The sequence below is a fragment of the Aeromonas sp. 1805 genome (genome assembly GCF_013085525.1).
In the GTDB taxonomy this organism is placed as follows: domain Bacteria; phylum Pseudomonadota; class Gammaproteobacteria; order Enterobacterales; family Aeromonadaceae; genus Aeromonas; species Aeromonas hydrophila.
On record NZ_CP038515.1, the window covers coordinates 2,559,053 to 2,575,794 of the forward strand.

At 64.2% G+C, this 16,742-nt stretch carries 12 protein-coding genes and 1 riboswitch; of the genes, 7 read left to right on the forward strand and 5 right to left on the reverse strand.

Features of this window, described 5'->3' with window-relative positions; all coding sequences use genetic code 11:
• Positions 1-252: 252 nt before the first annotated feature.
• Positions 253-1,392: a 3-phenylpropionate MFS transporter gene (locus tag E5E96_RS12125; protein WP_139703655.1), complete on the forward strand. Its 1,140-nt coding sequence runs from the start codon at positions 253-255 to the stop codon at positions 1,390-1,392.
• 84 nt (positions 1,393-1,476) lie between these two features.
• Here the strand turns inward: E5E96_RS12125 and E5E96_RS12130 are convergent, their stop codons facing one another.
• Both E5E96_RS12130 and E5E96_RS12135 read right to left on the reverse strand, forming a co-directional pair.
• Positions 1,477-1,686 carry a helix-turn-helix transcriptional regulator gene (locus E5E96_RS12130; protein ID WP_011704909.1) on the reverse strand — a complete coding sequence of 70 codons (210 nt, stop codon included), beginning with the start codon at positions 1,684-1,686 and terminating at the stop codon, positions 1,477-1,479.
• Between the two features lie 7 nt (positions 1,687-1,693).
• A complete protein-coding gene (locus tag E5E96_RS12135; RefSeq protein ID WP_045528120.1) occupies positions 1,694-2,305 on the reverse strand; it encodes a DUF2975 domain-containing protein in 612 nt (203 codons plus the stop codon).
• 219 nt (positions 2,306-2,524) lie between these two features.
• Between E5E96_RS12135 and E5E96_RS12140 the strand changes: the two genes are divergently transcribed.
• From E5E96_RS12140 to E5E96_RS12155, 4 genes are all read left to right on the forward strand, one after another.
• Entirely contained in the window at positions 2,525-6,025 is a 3,501-nt protein-coding gene (locus E5E96_RS12140) for a PAS domain-containing hybrid sensor histidine kinase/response regulator (RefSeq protein WP_171282240.1), read from the forward strand.
• Between the two features lie 174 nt (positions 6,026-6,199).
• A riboswitch (cyclic di-GMP riboswitch) is annotated at positions 6,200-6,287 on the forward strand.
• Between the two features lie 110 nt (positions 6,288-6,397).
• Positions 6,398-9,007 (forward strand): glycosyl hydrolase family 18 protein, encoded by a 2,610-nt coding sequence (locus tag E5E96_RS12145; protein ID WP_130632932.1) that lies wholly within the window; start codon positions 6,398-6,400, stop codon positions 9,005-9,007.
• A gap of 72 nt (positions 9,008-9,079) precedes the next feature.
• Positions 9,080-11,458: a M66 family metalloprotease gene (locus tag E5E96_RS12150; protein WP_171282241.1), complete on the forward strand. Its 2,379-nt coding sequence runs from the start codon at positions 9,080-9,082 to the stop codon at positions 11,456-11,458.
• An 83-nt stretch (positions 11,459-11,541) separates the two neighbouring features.
• Positions 11,542-13,464 (forward strand): glycoside hydrolase family 19 protein, encoded by a 1,923-nt coding sequence (locus tag E5E96_RS12155; protein ID WP_301271268.1) that lies wholly within the window; start codon positions 11,542-11,544, stop codon positions 13,462-13,464.
• Positions 13,465-13,524: 60 nt separating this feature from the next.
• Here the strand turns inward: E5E96_RS12155 and E5E96_RS12160 are convergent, their stop codons facing one another.
• A complete protein-coding gene (locus E5E96_RS12160; protein ID WP_039215438.1) occupies positions 13,525-14,325 on the reverse strand; it encodes a putative RNA methyltransferase in 801 nt (266 codons plus the stop codon).
• Positions 14,326-14,451: 126 nt separating this feature from the next.
• Positions 14,452-15,090: a cAMP-activated global transcriptional regulator CRP gene (gene crp / locus E5E96_RS12165; RefSeq protein ID WP_011704916.1), complete on the reverse strand. Its 639-nt coding sequence runs from the start codon at positions 15,088-15,090 to the stop codon at positions 14,452-14,454.
• Between the two features lie 311 nt (positions 15,091-15,401).
• Here crp and E5E96_RS12170 point away from each other — a divergent pair, with 311 nt between their 5' ends.
• Both E5E96_RS12170 and E5E96_RS12175 read left to right on the forward strand, forming a co-directional pair.
• The gene (locus E5E96_RS12170) at positions 15,402-15,806 is read left to right on the forward strand and encodes an OsmC family protein (protein WP_016349708.1); all 405 of its coding nucleotides are present in this window, start codon (positions 15,402-15,404) and stop codon (positions 15,804-15,806) included.
• A gap of 49 nt (positions 15,807-15,855) precedes the next feature.
• Positions 15,856-16,152 carry an MliC family protein gene (locus E5E96_RS12175; RefSeq protein ID WP_011704918.1) on the forward strand — a complete coding sequence of 99 codons (297 nt, stop codon included), beginning with the start codon at positions 15,856-15,858 and terminating at the stop codon, positions 16,150-16,152.
• 57 nt (positions 16,153-16,209) lie between these two features.
• Here the strand turns inward: E5E96_RS12175 and E5E96_RS12180 are convergent, their stop codons facing one another.
• Positions 16,210-16,740 carry a DUF4136 domain-containing protein gene (locus tag E5E96_RS12180; RefSeq protein ID WP_011704919.1) on the reverse strand — a complete coding sequence of 177 codons (531 nt, stop codon included), beginning with the start codon at positions 16,738-16,740 and terminating at the stop codon, positions 16,210-16,212.
• Positions 16,741-16,742: the final 2 nt, after the last annotated feature.

Sequence of the window (16,742 nt, forward strand, 5' to 3'; positions counted from 1 at the left end):
TTTTCATGGCGGGGACCGGGCCCCCGATGGCGGACAAAAAGGCGGCCAAAAAGAAACCCGCCGAAGGCGGGTGGAAGGATTGCAACACTAACCAGGAGGAGGTGTTACTCAATAGACACCAGCCTTGCGCCAATAGTTCAATTTTATTGATGTTTTTCATTATTATCTGCGCGGCGTCCCAGCCGGGATCGCAGGATCCCCACCGACAAATCGGTTATCATTTGTGCCCCCGTTTCTCAGTGTCGAGGATCTATGCCCGCCTTCTCCTGGTTAGCCCTGTTTTTTGGCGCTTTCTACTTCGTCTACGGTGCCTATCTGCCGTTCTGGTCGCTCTGGCTGGAGGGGATCGGGGTCAGCGCCGAGATGATCGGCCTGCTGCTCGGCGCGGGCATGGCGATCCGCTTTGCCGGCAATCTGATGGTGATGGGGCAGATCAAGGGGGCGGGGCACCTGCTGCCGGTCACCCGCCTGCTCTGCCTGCTCAGTCTGCTGGCCTTCCTCGGCTTTTACCTCAGCCACAACCTCTGGTGGCTGGTGGGGCTGACCCTGGTGGCGAACTTCATCTACCCGACCCTGATGCCGGTGGGGGAGGCGCTGGCCACCCGCATGGTGGTGCAGGCGCACCTCGACTATGGCAAGGTGCGCCTGTGCGGCTCGTTCGCCTTCATCGTCGCTTCGACCCTGGTGGGGGCGCTGGTGGGGAATTTTGGCAGCGACTGGATACTGCACACCATGGTGGCCGGGCTGCTGCTGATGCTGCTGCTGAGTTGGCTGCCGCTACACCCGGCGCCGCAGGACATTCAGGGCGAACGGGCCAAGGCCTCCCTGCTCGATACCCTCAAGTCCCCTCAGGTGCGCCGCTTCCTGCTGATCTCGGCCCTGCTGCAGGGCAGCCACGCCGCCTATTACGGCTTCAGTGCCATGCACTGGAAGGCGGCGGGCTACAGCGGCACCACCATAGGTTATCTGTGGGCGCTGGGGGTGGTGGCGGAGATCGGTATGTTTGCCGCCGACAAGCGCTTCCTCAACCGCTTCGGCGCCCAGACCCTGTTTCTGGTGGGGGCGCTGGGCTGCGTGGTGCGCTGGATCCTGCTCGGAGCCTCCACCGAGCTGCTGGTGCTGGTGGCGGGTCAGCTGCTGCATGCGGTCACCTTCTGCGTCAGCCACCTCGGCGCCGTGCGCTTCATGACCCGTCAGCTGCCGGCCGAGCAGCTGATCCCGACCCAGGCGCTCTATGCGGCGCTGGGGCTCGGCATGACGGTGGCCGCCCTGATGACCCTGTGCGGCCTGCTGTTCGAACCGCTGGGGGGCGGCATCTTCTTCCTGATGGTGCTGGTGGTGCTGCCGGTGTTCGTGCTGCGCCTGCGGGAGGGCGAGGTGAAGGCCGCCTGAGTGGCCCTGTCCGGTCAGCAACCACATTGATCAGCAACGAAAAAGGGGAGCCTCGGCTCCCCTTGTTGCATGGTGATGGCTGGCTCAGGACTCCTGCTCAAAGGCCAGCAGATCACCGGGCTGGCAGCCCAGTTCGCGGCAGATCGCCTCCAGGGTGGAGAAGCGAACCGCCTTGGCATGGCCGTTTTTCAGGATGGAGAGGTTGGCCTCGGTGATGTTGACCCGCAGGGCCAGCTCGCGGGCAGTCATTTTGCGTTCGGCCAGCAGGGCATCGAGTCGGATGATGATGGGCATGGGTTCCTCACACCGTCAGTTGTTGTTCATCGGCCAGCCGCTTGGCCTCGCGCATCACCAGCGCCAGCGCCGACACGATCAGCCCAGCCAGCAGCAGCTGGAAGTCCGATGAACCTATTTTTATCTGGCCGTGCAGCTCGGGGCCAGGCAGGGTGAGCACCAGGTCCAGCAGCGGGGTCGTGATGATTTTGGTGACGAAACTGACACAGAGCAGCAGGCCGATCAACTGGTAGCGGCGGATCTGGCTGAAGGTGAACAGCATGGCCTGCCGATAGCCGCGAAACAGCTGGAGCAGTTGCCACAGCATCAGCATGAACACCAGATCCGGCAGCAGCATCACCAGGGTGCCCAGCAGGCGGGTGCCCAGGCTGAGGGGGTAGTCGGCAATCGAGGGGGCTGTGCTGGCCAGCGCCGGCTGCGCCATGGTCAGGGGGACATGGTTGAGCACCGAACTGTCTTGCACCGCCAGTGCGTCGATCAGCTCCTGCTGCAGATAGTCGCTGCCGCCGAGCAGCTGGGACCAGACCCCCATGACCGTCATGAGCGGGGTGGCCAGCAGGGCGAACAGCAGGATCCATTCAATCAGATTGCTCATGCGTTCGAGCTTGTTGTGTTTCATCGCTTACCTCTTGGAGTGAAAGGGTGGGCCACGCGCAGCACCGAATTATTGTTTATCAATAAATACAGCCAAATGTTTATCGTTTTTCGATATTTATTCAACCGTTTTTTATTGAAAAACGATAAATTCTTGCTGCAATAAGAAGATGACATTTTTCGGGCGGCTCTCTAGACTGGCTGCTGCTGCGCTTGAATCTTCAACACGGACAAGAGGTTACAGATGCACCAGGGATGGTTGCTGATCGGATTGTCGCTCTCCTATCTGGGGCTGCTGTTTCTGATCGCCTACGTGGCGGACAAGAACAAACGTCGCCGTTTAAAGGGGCAGCCCCTGCTCTACAGCCTGTCGCTGGCGGTCTACTGCACCTCCTGGACCTTCTTCGGCACGGTGGGCCAGGCCAGCGAGTCGCCCTGGTCACCAGTACCCATCTATCTGGGCCCCATGCTGGTGTTCCTGTTCGGCTGGCGCTTGCTGGCCCGCCTCATCCTGGTGGCCAAGCGCGAGCACATCACCTCCATCGCCGACTTCATCGCCGCCCGTTACGGCAAGTCCCAGCGCCTGGCCATGGTGATCGCGCTGATCGCCATCATGGGCATACTGCCGTACCTGGTGTTGCAGCTGAAAGCCATCGTCACCGGGCTGGATCTGCTGATGGCCAACTCTGTACCTGCCGGCCCCACCGGCAATACCGCCGGGCTGGCCCTCGGCGTGGCCCTGCTGCTGGCGCTGTTCAGCATCCTGTTCGGCACCCGCCATCTGGACGCCACCGAGCACCACCGCGGCATGGTGGTGGCCATCGCCTTCGAATCCGTGGTCAAGCTGCTCGCCTTCATGGCGGTGGGGGGCTTTGCGCTCTGGCTTATCCTCAGCAAGCCGAGCCAGGCCCGCACCCTGGTGGCCAGCGACTTTCTCGATGCGGTGGTGGCGGTAACGCCGGGCAGTCTGCTGGAGCTCGCCATCTATACCCTGGTCGCCATGTGCGCCGTCATCTGCCTGCCGCGCCAGTTTCACGTGACCGTGGTGGAGAACAACCAGGGCCAGGATCTGCACTGGGCGCGCTGGCTGTTTCCGCTCTACCTGTTCGTGATGGGGCTCTTCATCTGGCCGCTGGCGCTGGCGGGCAAGCAGTGGGTGGGGGCCGGCATGGCCTCGGATACCTATGTGATCAGCCTGCCCATGTCGCTCGGTTTTGACGGCATGGCGCTGCTGGCGTTTCTTGGCGGCACCTCGGCGGCCACCGGCATGGTGATCGTCTGCACCATCGCCTTGGCCATCATGGTCAGCAATGATCTGGTGCTGCCGGTGCTGCTGCGCCGCTTCTGGCAGCAGGGGCGGGATGAGCGGCTGGTGCGCCTGCTGCTGCAGGTGCGCCGCGGCGCCATCCTGCTGATCCTGCTGGCGGCCTGGGGGCTCTACCTCTGGCTCGGGGATCTCACCAGCCTGTCGCGCATCGGCTACCTGTCGTTCGGCGCCGTGGCCCAGTTCGCGCCGGCGCTGCTGCTCGGCCTCTACTGGCGGCACGGCAATCGCAAGGGGGTCTACCTCGGTCTCGCCCTCGGGGTCAGCCTGTGGTGCGCCACCCTGCTGGCGGAGAGCGGCCTGCTGGCCGGCTCGCCGCTGGCGGCCCTGCTGGCGCCGCCCGACTGGCCGGCATTTCGCGATCTCAGCCTGGGGGCCTGGTGCATCTTCCTGAGCCTGTTGCTCAATCTCATCGGCTACGTGGCGGGCTCCCTGCTGTCGCAGGCGGCGGTGAGCGAGCGGCTGCAGGCGGCCAACTTCGTCGGCAAGCCGAGCCGCGACACCACGGCGCTCTATCAGGCGCGGGTCTCGGTCAAGGAGCTGGAGATGCTGGCGGCCCGCTTCGTCGGCTCGAGCCGGGTCAAGCGCGCCTTCGGTCGCTTCGCTGGCGAGCGGGGCGGCACCCTAGCGCCCCAGATGCAGGCCTCCGCCGAGCTGATTGCCCACACCGAGCGGCTGCTGGCCGGGGTGTTCGGCACCTCGTCCGCCCGCCTGGTGCTGGCCTCGGCCCTGCAGGGGCGCAACATGCAGCTCGAAGAGATCGCCACCATAGTGGACGAGGCCTCCGACGTGTTTCGCTTCAACCGTGGCCTGCTGCAGGGGGCCATCGAACACATGGGGCAGGGGATCTCGGTGGTGGACCGGGAACTCAAGCTGGTGGCCTGGAACCGGCGTTACATCGAGCTGTTCCACTATCCGCCCGGCCTCATCCAGGTGGGCCGCCCCATCGAGGAGATCATCCGCTACAACGCCGAGCAGGGGCTGTGCGGCCCCGGCGATGTCGAGGCTCACGTGGCGCGGCGGGTCGCCTTCATGCAGCGCGGCAGCCAGCATATCTCGGCGCGTGAGCGCCCCGATGGCCGGGTGATCGAGATGCAGGGCAACCCCATGCCGGCGGGCGGCTTCGTGATGACCTTTACCGACATCACCCCGTTTCGCGACGCCGAGCGAGTGCTGCGCGAGGCCAACGAACACCTGGAGGCACGGGTGGCCGAGCGCACCCACGAGCTGTCTGAACTGAACCGCCAGCTGCTGCTGGTGAACCAGCAGGTGGAGCGGGCCAACCACTCCAAGAGCCGCTTCCTGGCGGCGGTGAGCCACGACCTGACTCAGCCGCTCAACGCCGCCAAGCTGTTTACCTCCTCCCTGCTGGAGATGCTGCCGCCGGCGGACGAGCCGGCCCGCATCGCCCGCCACATCGACGACGCGCTGGGGGCGACCGAGGATCTCATCACCGATCTGCTCGACATCTCGCGGCTCGAAGCGGGCAAGTTCAAAGCCAAGAAACTGGATTTTGCCCTGCGCGACGTGTTCGACAACCTCAAGGCGGAGTTCGGGGTGCTGGCGCAGGCGGGGGGGATCCAGTTCTCGGTGGTGGAGAGCGGTGTGGCGGTCTACAGCGACGTGCGCCTGCTGCGGCGGGTGCTGCAAAACTTCCTCACCAACGCCTTTCGCTACAACCCGGGCGGGCGGGTGCTGCTCGGCTGCCGCCGGCTCGGCGACAAGGTGCGCATCGAGGTGTGGGACAACGGCCCCGGCATTCCGGCCGACAAGCAGGAGGCGATCTTCGACGAGTTCTCCCGCCTCGATCACTCCCGCACCGCACGGGAGCAGGGGCTGGGGCTCGGCCTTGCCATCGCTCGCGGCATCGCCCTGGTGCTCGGCCACAACCTGACCCTGCGCAGCTGGCCGGGGGCGGGCTCGGTGTTTGCCATCACCCTCAATCTGGCGACCCGTCCTGTCGCAATGACGCAGGTGGCGGCCCCCACCCAGCGCGACAGCCAGCTGGAGGGGATCCGGGTGCTCTGCATCGACAACGAGAGCGACATCCTGATCGCCATGCACTCCCTGCTGGGACGCTGGGGCTGCGAGGTGGTCTGTGCCCAGAGCCTGGCCCAGGCGGAGGATCTCATCGCCGGCGGCTTCCTGCCGCAGCTGGTGCTCTCCGATTACCATCTGGACGACGGCAAGACCGGGCTGCAGGCGCTGCACATGCTGCGTCTCGCCCACGGCAACGACATCGGCGGCATCATCATCAGTGCGGATCGCAAGAGCGAGCTGCAGGCGCAGATCCGCGAACACGGCTACGGCTACATCAGCAAACCGGTCAAGCCGCTCAAGCTGCGGGCGCTGATGAACAGCATCTTGCGGCCGGCCAAACTTGATGATGATCACGAAACCGGGAATTCGTCCGAATTTTAATCGCCGGCCCCCAGCCAGCAAGATCGGCACTTTCTGACACAAAAAAGTGCCTTTTCTTCTCGTTTGAGGCTCATTTTCGATAAAAAGTGGTTTATTAATAACCGCTCGGGGGTTTGCCCTCCCTCCTTTGACTCCCTTATAGTCAGGTCGCGATTATTTTTGTCGCAAATCAAGTTGTGCAAAAGGCAAACCGGATGAAAGTCCGGGACGCAAAGCTTCCGGTCTAAGGGTCAGCAGTACCTAAGATAGCGGGGCCACCACAGGTTGTTTCGTCCATGGGCCAAGCCATGGTGCGATGTTGTCTGCGTTACCTGTCAGGTTGCGTTGCCTTTTTCGTTATCTATTCCAAGAACGAAATAAGGATATTCAACTATGTTAAGTCCAAAACCCTCCGTACTGGCGTTGTTGGTCGGGGGTCTGTGTGCCTCCTCCGCCTTCGCTGCCGCCCCCGGCAAACCCACCATCGGCTGGGGCGAAACCAAGTTCGCCATCGTCGAAGTGGATCAAGCCGCCACCTCCTACAACAAGCTGGTCAAGGTGCACGCCGATGGCGCGCCGGTCAGCGTGAGCTGGAACCTCTGGTCCGGTGATGTCGGCCAGACCGCCAAGGTACTGCTCGACGGCAAGGAGGTGTGGTCCGGTGCCGCGTCCGCCTCCGGCACCGCCAACTTCAAGGTCACCAAGGGGGGCCGCTACCAGATGCAGGTGGCGCTGTGCAACGCCGACGGCTGCACCCTCTCCGACAAGAAAGAGATCCTGGTGGCCGACACCGATGGCAGTCACCTGCTGCCGCTCAAGGCGCCGCTCAAGGAGAACAACAAGCCTTACGTCAACAAGACCGGCAAGGTGATGGGGGCCTACTACGTGGAGTGGGGGGTCTATGGTCGCAAGTTCACCGTGGACAAGATCCCGGCCCAGAACCTGACCCACATCCTCTACGGCTTCACCCCGATCTGTGGTGGCAACGGCATCAACGACAGCCTGAAAGAGATCTCCGGCAGCTTCGAGGCGCTGCAGCGCTCCTGTGCCGGCCGCGAGGACTTCAAGGTCTCCATCCACGATCCCTGGGCCGCCATCCAGATGGGACAGGGCAATCTCACCGCCTATGACGAACCCTACAAGGGCAACTTCGGCAACCTGATGGCACTCAAGAAGGCCTATCCGGACCTGAAGATCCTCCCTTCCATCGGTGGCTGGACCCTCTCCGACCCCTTCTTCTTCTTCGGTGACAAGACCAAGCGCGACACCTTCGTCGCCTCGGTGAAGGAGTATCTGCAGACCTGGAAATTCTTCGACGGGGTGGACATCGACTGGGAATTCCCGGGTGGCCTGGGGGCCAACCCCAACCTCGGCAGCCCCTCCGACGGCGAGACCTATGTGCTGCTGATGAAGGAGCTGCGCGCCATGCTCGACGAGCTGAGCGCAGAGACCGGTCGCACCTATGAGCTCACCTCCGCCATCAGCGCCGGCGGTGACAAGATTGCCAAGGTGGACTATCGCGCCGCCCAGCAATACATGAATCACATCTTCCTGATGAGCTACGACTTCAACGGCGCCTGGACCAACACCGGGCTGGGTCACCAGACCGCGCTCTATGAATCGAGCTGGGATCCCAACACCAAGTACACCACCGACAAGGGGGTCAAGGCGCTGCTGGGTCAGGGCGTCGAGCCGGGCAAGGTGGTGGTGGGTGCCGCCATGTATGGTCGCGGCTGGACCGGCGTCAGCGGGTATCAGGGCAACAACCCCTTCACCGGCACCGCCACCGGCCCGATTGCGGGGACCGAAGCGGAAGGGATCTGGGAGAAGGGGGTCATCGACTACCGTGGCATCGCCAAGGGCAAGATGGCCGGCGACTGGCAGTACAGCTATGACGAAGTGGCCGAGGCACCGTCCGTGTTCAAGGCTGCCACCGGCGAGCTCATCACCTTCGATGACGAGCGCTCGGTCAAGGCCAAGGGGCAGTACGTGCTGGCCAACCAGCTCGGCGGCCTGTTCGCCTGGGAAATCGACGCCGACAACGGCGACATTCTCAACGCTATGCACGAGGGGCTGGGCCACGGCGATAGCACACCGCCGGTCAACAAGCCGCCGGTGGCCAACGCCGGCACCGATCTCGCGGTGACCGGGCCGGCCCAGCTGGTGCTGGACGGTTCCTCTTCCCGCGATCCGGAAGGAGCGGTGCTGAGCTACAGCTGGGCCCAGATCTCCGGTCCCAAGGCGACCCTGAGCGATGCCACCCAGGCCAAGGCCAAGGTGAGCGTCGATGCGGTGAGCCAGGACGTCAATCTGGTGTTCGAGCTGACCGTGACCGATGACCACAACCTCAGCGCCAAGGATCAGGTGGTGGTGACCAACAAGGCGCCGCAACCCAACCTGCCGCCGGTCGTGACGGTGCAGGACAAGGTCTCGGTGCAGGCTGGCAAGCAGGTGAGCATCACCGCCAGCGCCACCGACCCCAACGGCGATACCCTGAGCTATCAGTGGAGCGTGCCCGCCGGGCTCACCGCCAGCGGTCAGAACAGCAAGACCCTGGTGGTGACGGGCCCCAACGTCACCGTGGAGACCGGTTATGACCTCACCGTCACCGTGACCGACGGCGCCCTGGATGCCCAGGGCAAGACCCGCCTCACCGTGACCCCGGTCAGCGGTGGCGGCGACTGCAACGCCACCGATCCGGATGCCGCCAACTGGCCGGCCTGGAAGGCCTCGACCACCTACAACGGTGGCGAGAAGGTGAGCCACAACCAGCTGGTGTGGCAGGCCAAGTACTGGACCCAGGGCAACGAACCGAGCCGCACCGCCGATCAGTGGAAGCTGATAAGCCAGGTGCAGCTGGGCTGGGATGCCAGCGTTGCCTACAACGCCGGTGACGTGACCACCCACAACGGCCGCCAGTGGAAGGCCCAGTACTGGACCCGCGGCAACGAGCCCGGCAAGCACGACGTCTGGCAGGACATCGGCGCCGCCAGCTGCAAATAACCTCACCGTTAAACCCATCGGGGCATGCCAGGCATGCCCCCTTTTTTCCCCATAACAACAAAGAGCACCACCATGACCACATGCACCACACGTCTTGCCTGCCTGATCGGCGCAGCCCTGGCAAGCGGCCCGCTGCTGGCCGCCGTTCAGCCACCCACTCCGCTGGTCTTTGACGCCACCCGTCCGCAGAACGATCTGCAGGGGTCGCTGCTGGCCGGCGTCCAGTTTGCCCAGAGCCAGATCCTGCCCGCCCACCCGCGGGAGGGGGACAACCAGCCCCGCCTCACCGCCCTGCGCAAGAGTCTGCTGCTGGTGCGCCCGCTGCAGGCCGGTAACCAGGCGCCGCTGGCGCTCGAGGCCCGCGACGGCGCCGGCAAGCTGCTCGGCAGCCTCACGCTGGATCCGCCCTCCCGCCTGCCCAAGACCGCCTACTACTTGGAAGGAACGCCGGAGGAGGGGGTCGACTTCACCCCGGGCCCCGGCACCAGCATCCTCATCAACAGCAGCAGCGAGCTGGCCAGGCTGAGTGATCCGAGCGGCGCCTTCCTGCTCGGCAAGTTGCAGCCCCATGCCCTGGTCACCATCCAGACCGCCGACGGCCGCTGGGTGCGCGACATCCACCTGCCGCGCGACGCGAGCCTGGAGGGCAAGATGGTGCGCCTCGCCTCCAATGCCGGCTACAACTCCACCGTCTATTTCAGCGGCCGTCAGGTGACAATCTCCCGCGGCCAGAGCCAGCAGTTCAAATTCGTGCGTGGTCAGTGGATCCGCGATGGCGAGCTGGAAAACAACGGCATCACCTATGCCAGCGATGCCTGGAGCGCCGTGCTGCCGGCCGAGTGGATCATGCCCGGCCTCACCCTGCGCCTGAGCCAGGGGGATCTGAGCGGCGAGCTGAGCGACCTCAAGGTGGGGGCACCGGGGGAGCTGCTGATCCACACCATCGACATCGGCATGCTGACCAGCCTGCGCGACCAGTTCGCCTTTGCCAAAGATAAAGAAGCCCAGCGGGAGTATTTCCAGACCATTCCCGCCAGCCGGCTCATCGTCAGCCAGTATGCGCCGCTGTCGTTGCCGGAGGTGATGCTGCCGGATGGCACCCTGCTCACCGACTTTGATCCGAGCGAGGGGGGCTGGCACGGCGGTACCATGCGCCAGCGCATCGGCAAGGAGCTCATCTCCCTTGGCATCGACAATGCCAACTACGGCATCAACAGCACCGCCGGGGAGGGGGAGAACAGCCATCCCTACGTGGTGGCACAGCTGGCGGCCCACAACAGCCGCGGCAAGTACGCCAACGGGGTGCAGGTGCACGGCGGCTCCGGCGGGGGCGGCATCGTCACCCTTGACGCCTCCCTTGGCAACGAGTTCAGCCACGAGGTGGGCCACAACTACGGTCTCGGCCACTACGTGGGCGGCTTTGCCGGCTCGGTGCACCGCAGCGCCGATCAGATCAATGCCACCTGGGGCTGGGATGGCGACAAGAACCGCTTCATCCCCAACTTCTTTGCGAGCCGCAGCGGCCAGAGCGCCTGCCTCGATGGTCAGTGCCAGGCCCCGTTTGATGGCCGCAAGTTCGGCTTCGATGCCATGGCCGGCGGCGAGCCGCTCTCCGGCTTCAACCGCTTCACCCTCTACACCCCCAACTCGGCCGCCATCATCCAGCGCTTCCTCGAGAGCAAGGCGGTGTTCGACGCAGCATCCCCCACCGGCTTTAGCAAGTGGAACGAAAGCCAGGCCAGGATGGAGCCCTACCGCCACCGGGTCGATCTCGCCGAGCAGATCACCGCGCCGGTGAGCGATCTGGGAGAGGTCAAGCTGGCCGCCCTGCTGGCCGAGTACGATCTGGTCAAGGTGGCCATGTGGGATGGCAACTGGACCCGCAACATCCAGCTGCCGACCGCCTCGGCGGTCAATCGCGGCCGCATCGTCAGCATCGACCACAACGCCGGCTACAACAGCACCCTCTTCATCAACGGCCAGCAGATCACCGTCTCGCGCGGCTTCAAGAAGAGCTATCGCTCCGACGGCAGCCGCTGGAACGAGGGAGCGCCGACGGATCTGGCGGCTGATCGCAAGCCAGCTGCCTTCGGTGTGCCGGTGACCACCCTGGTCGGTTACTACGACCCGCAGGGGCAGCTGCCGAGCTACCTCTATCCGGCCCTGCACGGCGCCTACGGCTTTGCCTATGGCGATGACGGCGAGCGGCTCGGCAACAGTGACTGCCAGCTGCAGGTGGAGACCCGCGACGGCCTGCTGCGCTTCAAGTTGGCCAACCACCGGCTGAGCGCCAGCGTGATGAACAAGTTCCACGTCAACGTGCCGAGTGCGAGCGAGCCGCGCAGCGCCAGCGTGCTGTGCCGCAACCAGTCACAGGCCGAGGCCCAGCTTGCTCCGGCCCCGGCCGGGCTCGGTTACACGGTCAACGGCATGCCGCTGGCGGCGCGCTGAGTGTTTTTCTCCTTTCTCCTCGCGCAATGCGAGGTGCTACTGGCGGGGGCCAAGCCCCGCCTTTCATCAAGCAAGAGGTAAATATGATGACAAGAAAGTCCTCTGTGGCCACCCTGCTGGCCGGGCTCTGTCTGAGCGGTCAGCTGTGGGCCGCCAGCGCCTATGACATCAATCAGGGTTATGGCGGCGGCAGCCAGGTCAGTTTCAACGGCCAGATCTACGAGGCCAAATGGTATGCCAATCCGGGCCAGAGCCCGGGCGTGCAGGTCGCCAACGAGTGGGATTCTCCGTGGGCCCTGCTGGGGGCGGGCGAGGCGACGCCACCGGGTGACATGGAGGGCATAGCCCCGCCCGCGCAGGGAGGCAGCGGCGCCGCTGACGGCAGCACCGTCTACCTGAGCCAGAGCGAGCTGGACGCCAAGGAGCATGCGCTCACCGACTTTCCGGCCATGACAGCGGTCAAGACCTCCATCGCCACCCGCGACAACGCCGTGGTCGAGGCGGTGGCCCCCGGTTTGCCGCTCAACCCCGCCAACGTCAAACGGGTGGAAGGGCTGCTCAGCGAGTCGCAGTTCAACTTCCTGTTCCCGCTGCGGGCACCGGAGTACACCTATCGCGGTTTCCTGCAGGCGGTGGCCAAGTTCCCGGCCTTCTGCGGTGACTACAGCGACGGACGCAACGCCGAAGCCATCTGCCGCAAGTCGCTGGCCACCATGTTCGCCCACTTCGCCCAGGAGACCGGCGGCCACGAGAGCTGGCGCCCCGAGCCCGAGTGGCGCCAGGGGCTGGTGTGGGTGCGGGAGATGGGCTGGACCGAGCAGATGCGCGGCGGCTACAACGCCGAGTGCCGGCCGGATGTGTGGCAGGGTCAGCAGTGGCCGTGCGGCAAATTCGACAACGGCGAATTCAAGAGCTACTTCGGTCGTGGCGCCAAGCAGCTGTCGTACAACTACAACTACGGCCCCTTCTCCGAGGCCATGTTCGGCACTGTGCGTACCCTGCTGGACAACCCGGAGAAAGTGGCGGACACCTGGCTCAACCTGGCCAGCGCCGTGTTCTTCTTCGTCTATCCACAGCCGCCCAAGCCCTCCATGCTGCATGTGATCGACGGCACCTGGCAGCCCAACGCCCACGACCGGCAGAACGGCCTGGTGCCGGGCTTCGGGGTGACCACCCAGATCATCAACGGTGGGGTGGAGTGCGGCGGTGCAGCCGAGCATGCCCAGTCCCAGAACCGGATCACCTACTACCAGGCCCAGGCCCAGTATCTGGGCGTGCCGGTGCCCGCCGACGAGGTGCTCGGTTGCAAAAACATGAAGGTCTTTGACGAGGCCGGCGCCGGCGCCCTGCCCATCTACTGGGAGAACGACTGGAGCTATGTGCCGGGCAACCCCAACGGTGGCAAGAGCTACGCCTGCAAGCTGGTGGGCTACCAGACCCGCTTCAGCGCCTTCAAGGAGCGTGACTACAGCCGCTGCGTGCAGCACTTCTTCCCCGAGGTGGTGATCGAGGACAACGGCGGTGGCACCAACCTGCCGCCGGTGGCCAGCATCAGCGGCCCGAGCGAGGCGCTGGGCGGCGCCACCGTGCTGCTCTCCGGCCAGGGCTCGAGCGATCCGGAAGGCAAGCCCCTCAGCTACGCTTGGACCCTGCCTGCCGGGGCCAGCGCCTCGGATCTGACGCAGTCCACCCTGAGCGCCATCCTGCCGCCGACCCCGACCAGCGACACCCGCTACGGCTTCGTGCTCAAGGTGACCGACGACAAGGGGCTGAGCCGCAGCGCCACCCACGAGATCCTGATCAAGGGCAGTGGCGGCACCACGCCGCCGGATGGCAACCCGCCCTACAAGGAGGGCACCGCTTACAAGGCCGGTGACAAGGTGAGCAACCTGGGCGGCAACTACCAGTGCAAGCCCCATCCCTACACCGGCTGGTGTGCCGGCGCGGCCTGGGCCTATGAGCCCGGCAAGGGCACGGCCTGGAGCGATGCCTGGATCAAGCTGTAACGACATCTCCGCGCAATTAAAAAGGCCCGTCAGGGCCTTTTTTCATGGGAGGGTGCGCCATCAGAGCGGCTTTTGCCACAGGCTCAGCAGCAGATCCTGCTCCAGCTCGTCCGGTCCCTGATGGCTGAAGGCGTGGCGCTGCTCGCCGCTGGCGCGCCAGCCGAGGCGGCTGGTCTCCAGGATGAAGCTGCGCAGGCCCTGGTCCATCTGCATGCTGAACTGGCAGCGCAGCTGACCCATGGGGTTGAGGCCGGCCAGGCTCGGCCAGCTCAGCGGGTGCTCCATGCTGACCGGGTTGAGGCTGACCCTCAGCTGCCACTGGTGGCGGGGGCCGGGTTGCAGGTAGAGCAGGTAGCCGCCCGGTGCCAGCCAGCTGACCAGCTGCTCGGTCTTGACCTTGAGATCGTTGACCAGCAGCAGCTGGGCCGTGCCCGGCAGGATGGGGGCGCGGGCCGGATCGGCGATGATGAACTGAGCGTCCGGCTGCGCCTTGTTGGCTGCAAAGATGGTGTTCTTGGCGATGTCGACGCCGGCAAATTGCCAGCCAGGCAGGCGCTCGGCCAGGGTCCGGCAGTAGTAACCCTCGCCACAGCCCAGGTGGATCAGCTCGCGCGGTTCGAGGGGGGCAAGCAGGCTGGCCATCGCCTCGACCAGCGGCAACTGGTGGCCCTGCTCGAGGAAGTGGCGTTTGGCGCGCATCAGGGCGCGGCTGTCGCTGTCCTTGGGATTCTTCTTGCCGGGGATGAGATCCAGATAGCCTTCCGGCGCGGGATCGAAATGGTGCTTGTTGGCGCAGTAGACCCCGCGGGAGGCTTCATGAAGTTGCAGCGGGCTGCGACAGATAGGGCATTGCAGGTGCATAGGATTTCTCTTGGCGAAGGCCATGACGGCAGGGGCGTTCGGGATTATAGGGGAGACGATCAGAAAAGGCTGCCGTGGCAGCCTTTTTTATCCGGCGACCCAGTGCGGGGCCGCCAGTCGCGGAGATCAGCGAGTGCCGAACACCACTATGGTCTTGCCGTGGGCGGAGATCAGCTCCTGCTCTTCGAGCATCTTGAGGATCCGGCCGACGGTTTCACGGGAGCAGCCGACGATCTGGCCTATCTCCTGACGAGTGATCTTGATCTGCATGCCATCCGGGTGGGTCATGGCATCCGGCTGCTTGGCCAGGTTCAGCAGGGTCTGGGCGATCCGGCCGGTCACGTCCAGGAAGGCGAGGTTGCCGACTTTCTGGCTGGTGTGCTGCAGGCGGGCCGCCATCTGGCCGGAGAGGCGCATCAGGATTTCCGGGTTGACCTGGATCAGCTGGCGGAACTTCTTGTAGGAGATCTCGGCCACTTCACAGGAACCTTTGGCACGCACCCAGGCGGAACGCTCCGGGTTTTCGCTCTCCTCGAACATCCCCATCTCGCCCAGGAAGTCGCCCTGGTTCAGATAGGAGAGGATCATCTCCTTGCCTTCATCGTCCTTGATCAAGACGGCCACAGTGCCCTTGACGATGTAGTAGAGGGTTTCCGCTTTCTCACCCGCGTGGATCAGGGTGCTCTTGGCGGGATACTTATGAATGTGGCAGTGCGACAAGAACCATTCCAGGGTGGGATCGCTTTGCGGTTTGCCAATGACCATGAGAATTCCTCTGTAGTGTCTTTTTATGGACTCGTGCGTCCGGGCAAGCTGCCAACCTTGCCATTCCTTGTATTAGTCGCAGTAGGATAAGAGCCTTTGTCTGTGCTGACAAGGCTTTGAGGGCTTTTGCCAGCTCCCCTTGCAACCCCTGCTGCGTTCCGTTCGCCATTGTAGGGAAGATGGGGGCATCAGATGTTGATTTTGATCTAGTTAGTCAGGAAGTTCGTGAAAATGGCGGATATGTGCCGCTGTCGCGTCGTCTGCGGTATGCTATGTCAGTCAGATCTGTCGTCATCAAGAGGAAATGTGAAATGAAAGCCAAGGTCAGCTGGGTGGAAGGCATGCAGTTTGTGGGCGAGAGTGAGTCCGGTCACAAGGTGATCCTGGACGGTGCCAACCCCGGCGAAGGTGCCAGCCCGATGGAGATGATCCTGCTGGCGGTGGGCGGTTGCAGCTCGATCGACGTGGTCTCCATCCTGGAGAAGGCGCGTCAATCCGTGACCGCCTGCCATGTGGAGCTGGCCGGTGAGCGGGCTGACTCGGTGCCGCGGGTATTCGAGAAGATCCACCTCCACTTCGTGGTGACCGGCAAGGGGCTGGCCGAAAAGCAGGTGGCCCGCGCAGTGGATCTGTCGATGGAAAAATATTGTTCAGTTTCCCTGATGTTGGAAAAAGCGGTAGAAATTACCCATAGTTATCAAATTCTTGAAGCCTGATAGCAGTGGCTCTTCCGATCGAATAACACCATGACATAAGGAAAGTGCAATGAAAAAGATGATAGCGTTACTCCCCCTGCTGGGGCTGGCGGCCTGCAGCATGCCGCAACCGACCCAGTACCAGTACAGCCAGTATCAGTGCGGTGAGGAGTTGCTGGCCGTGACCTATGATGCCCAGGCCGACATGGTGCAGTTCCCCTATGCCGGGGTCTATCACAAGCTGGGCCGGGTCGAGGCGGAGTCCGGTGCCAAGTATTCCGATGGGGTGACCACCTTCTGGAATCAGGAGAAGCAGGCCATCCTCAGCCAGAAAGGGGTAACCCTGCTGACTTGCCAGCGCAAGTGAGCGTCATGGTGTGATGACAACGGCCTGCTCAATGCAGGCCGTTTTGCATATTGGGGGTCAGTGCGGCAGGGCGTTGAGCATCTTGGCGGCCAGTTGTTGGCTCAGTTGCTGACGCTCCCCTTCTGCGATGGCCACGTCGCTGGCCAGGGAGATGGCGCTGCTCCACACCGCCTGCTGGGTGCGCCGGTCGAGCAGCACGATGGCCAGGGTGCCCTTGCGGGCATCGGCCTTGGCCTGCAACCCAGGCGTCATGCCGAGGCGGGCGAAGATCTCGCCGTCGCTCAGATCCTTGCTGCCGGCCACCCCGATGGCGACCCACACATCGGCCTCGTCGAGGGGCACGCTCTGCCACCCCTTGCGTCCCAGCTCCTGATTGACCGCCTGTTGCACCGGCTCCAGCCAGCCCTCGGCGCTGTCGCCGGCATACTGGAACTGCTCGGCCAGCGCATAGCGCGGCGTCGCCCCGAATGGCCAGCTGGCCGCCGGGCGCACCACCATGGTGCCCGCTTCCAGGGTCGGCGCGGCCGGGCCGCTGCTGCAGCCACCCAGCAGGGCGGCCAATCCCACAGAGATAAACGCTAACCGCATCA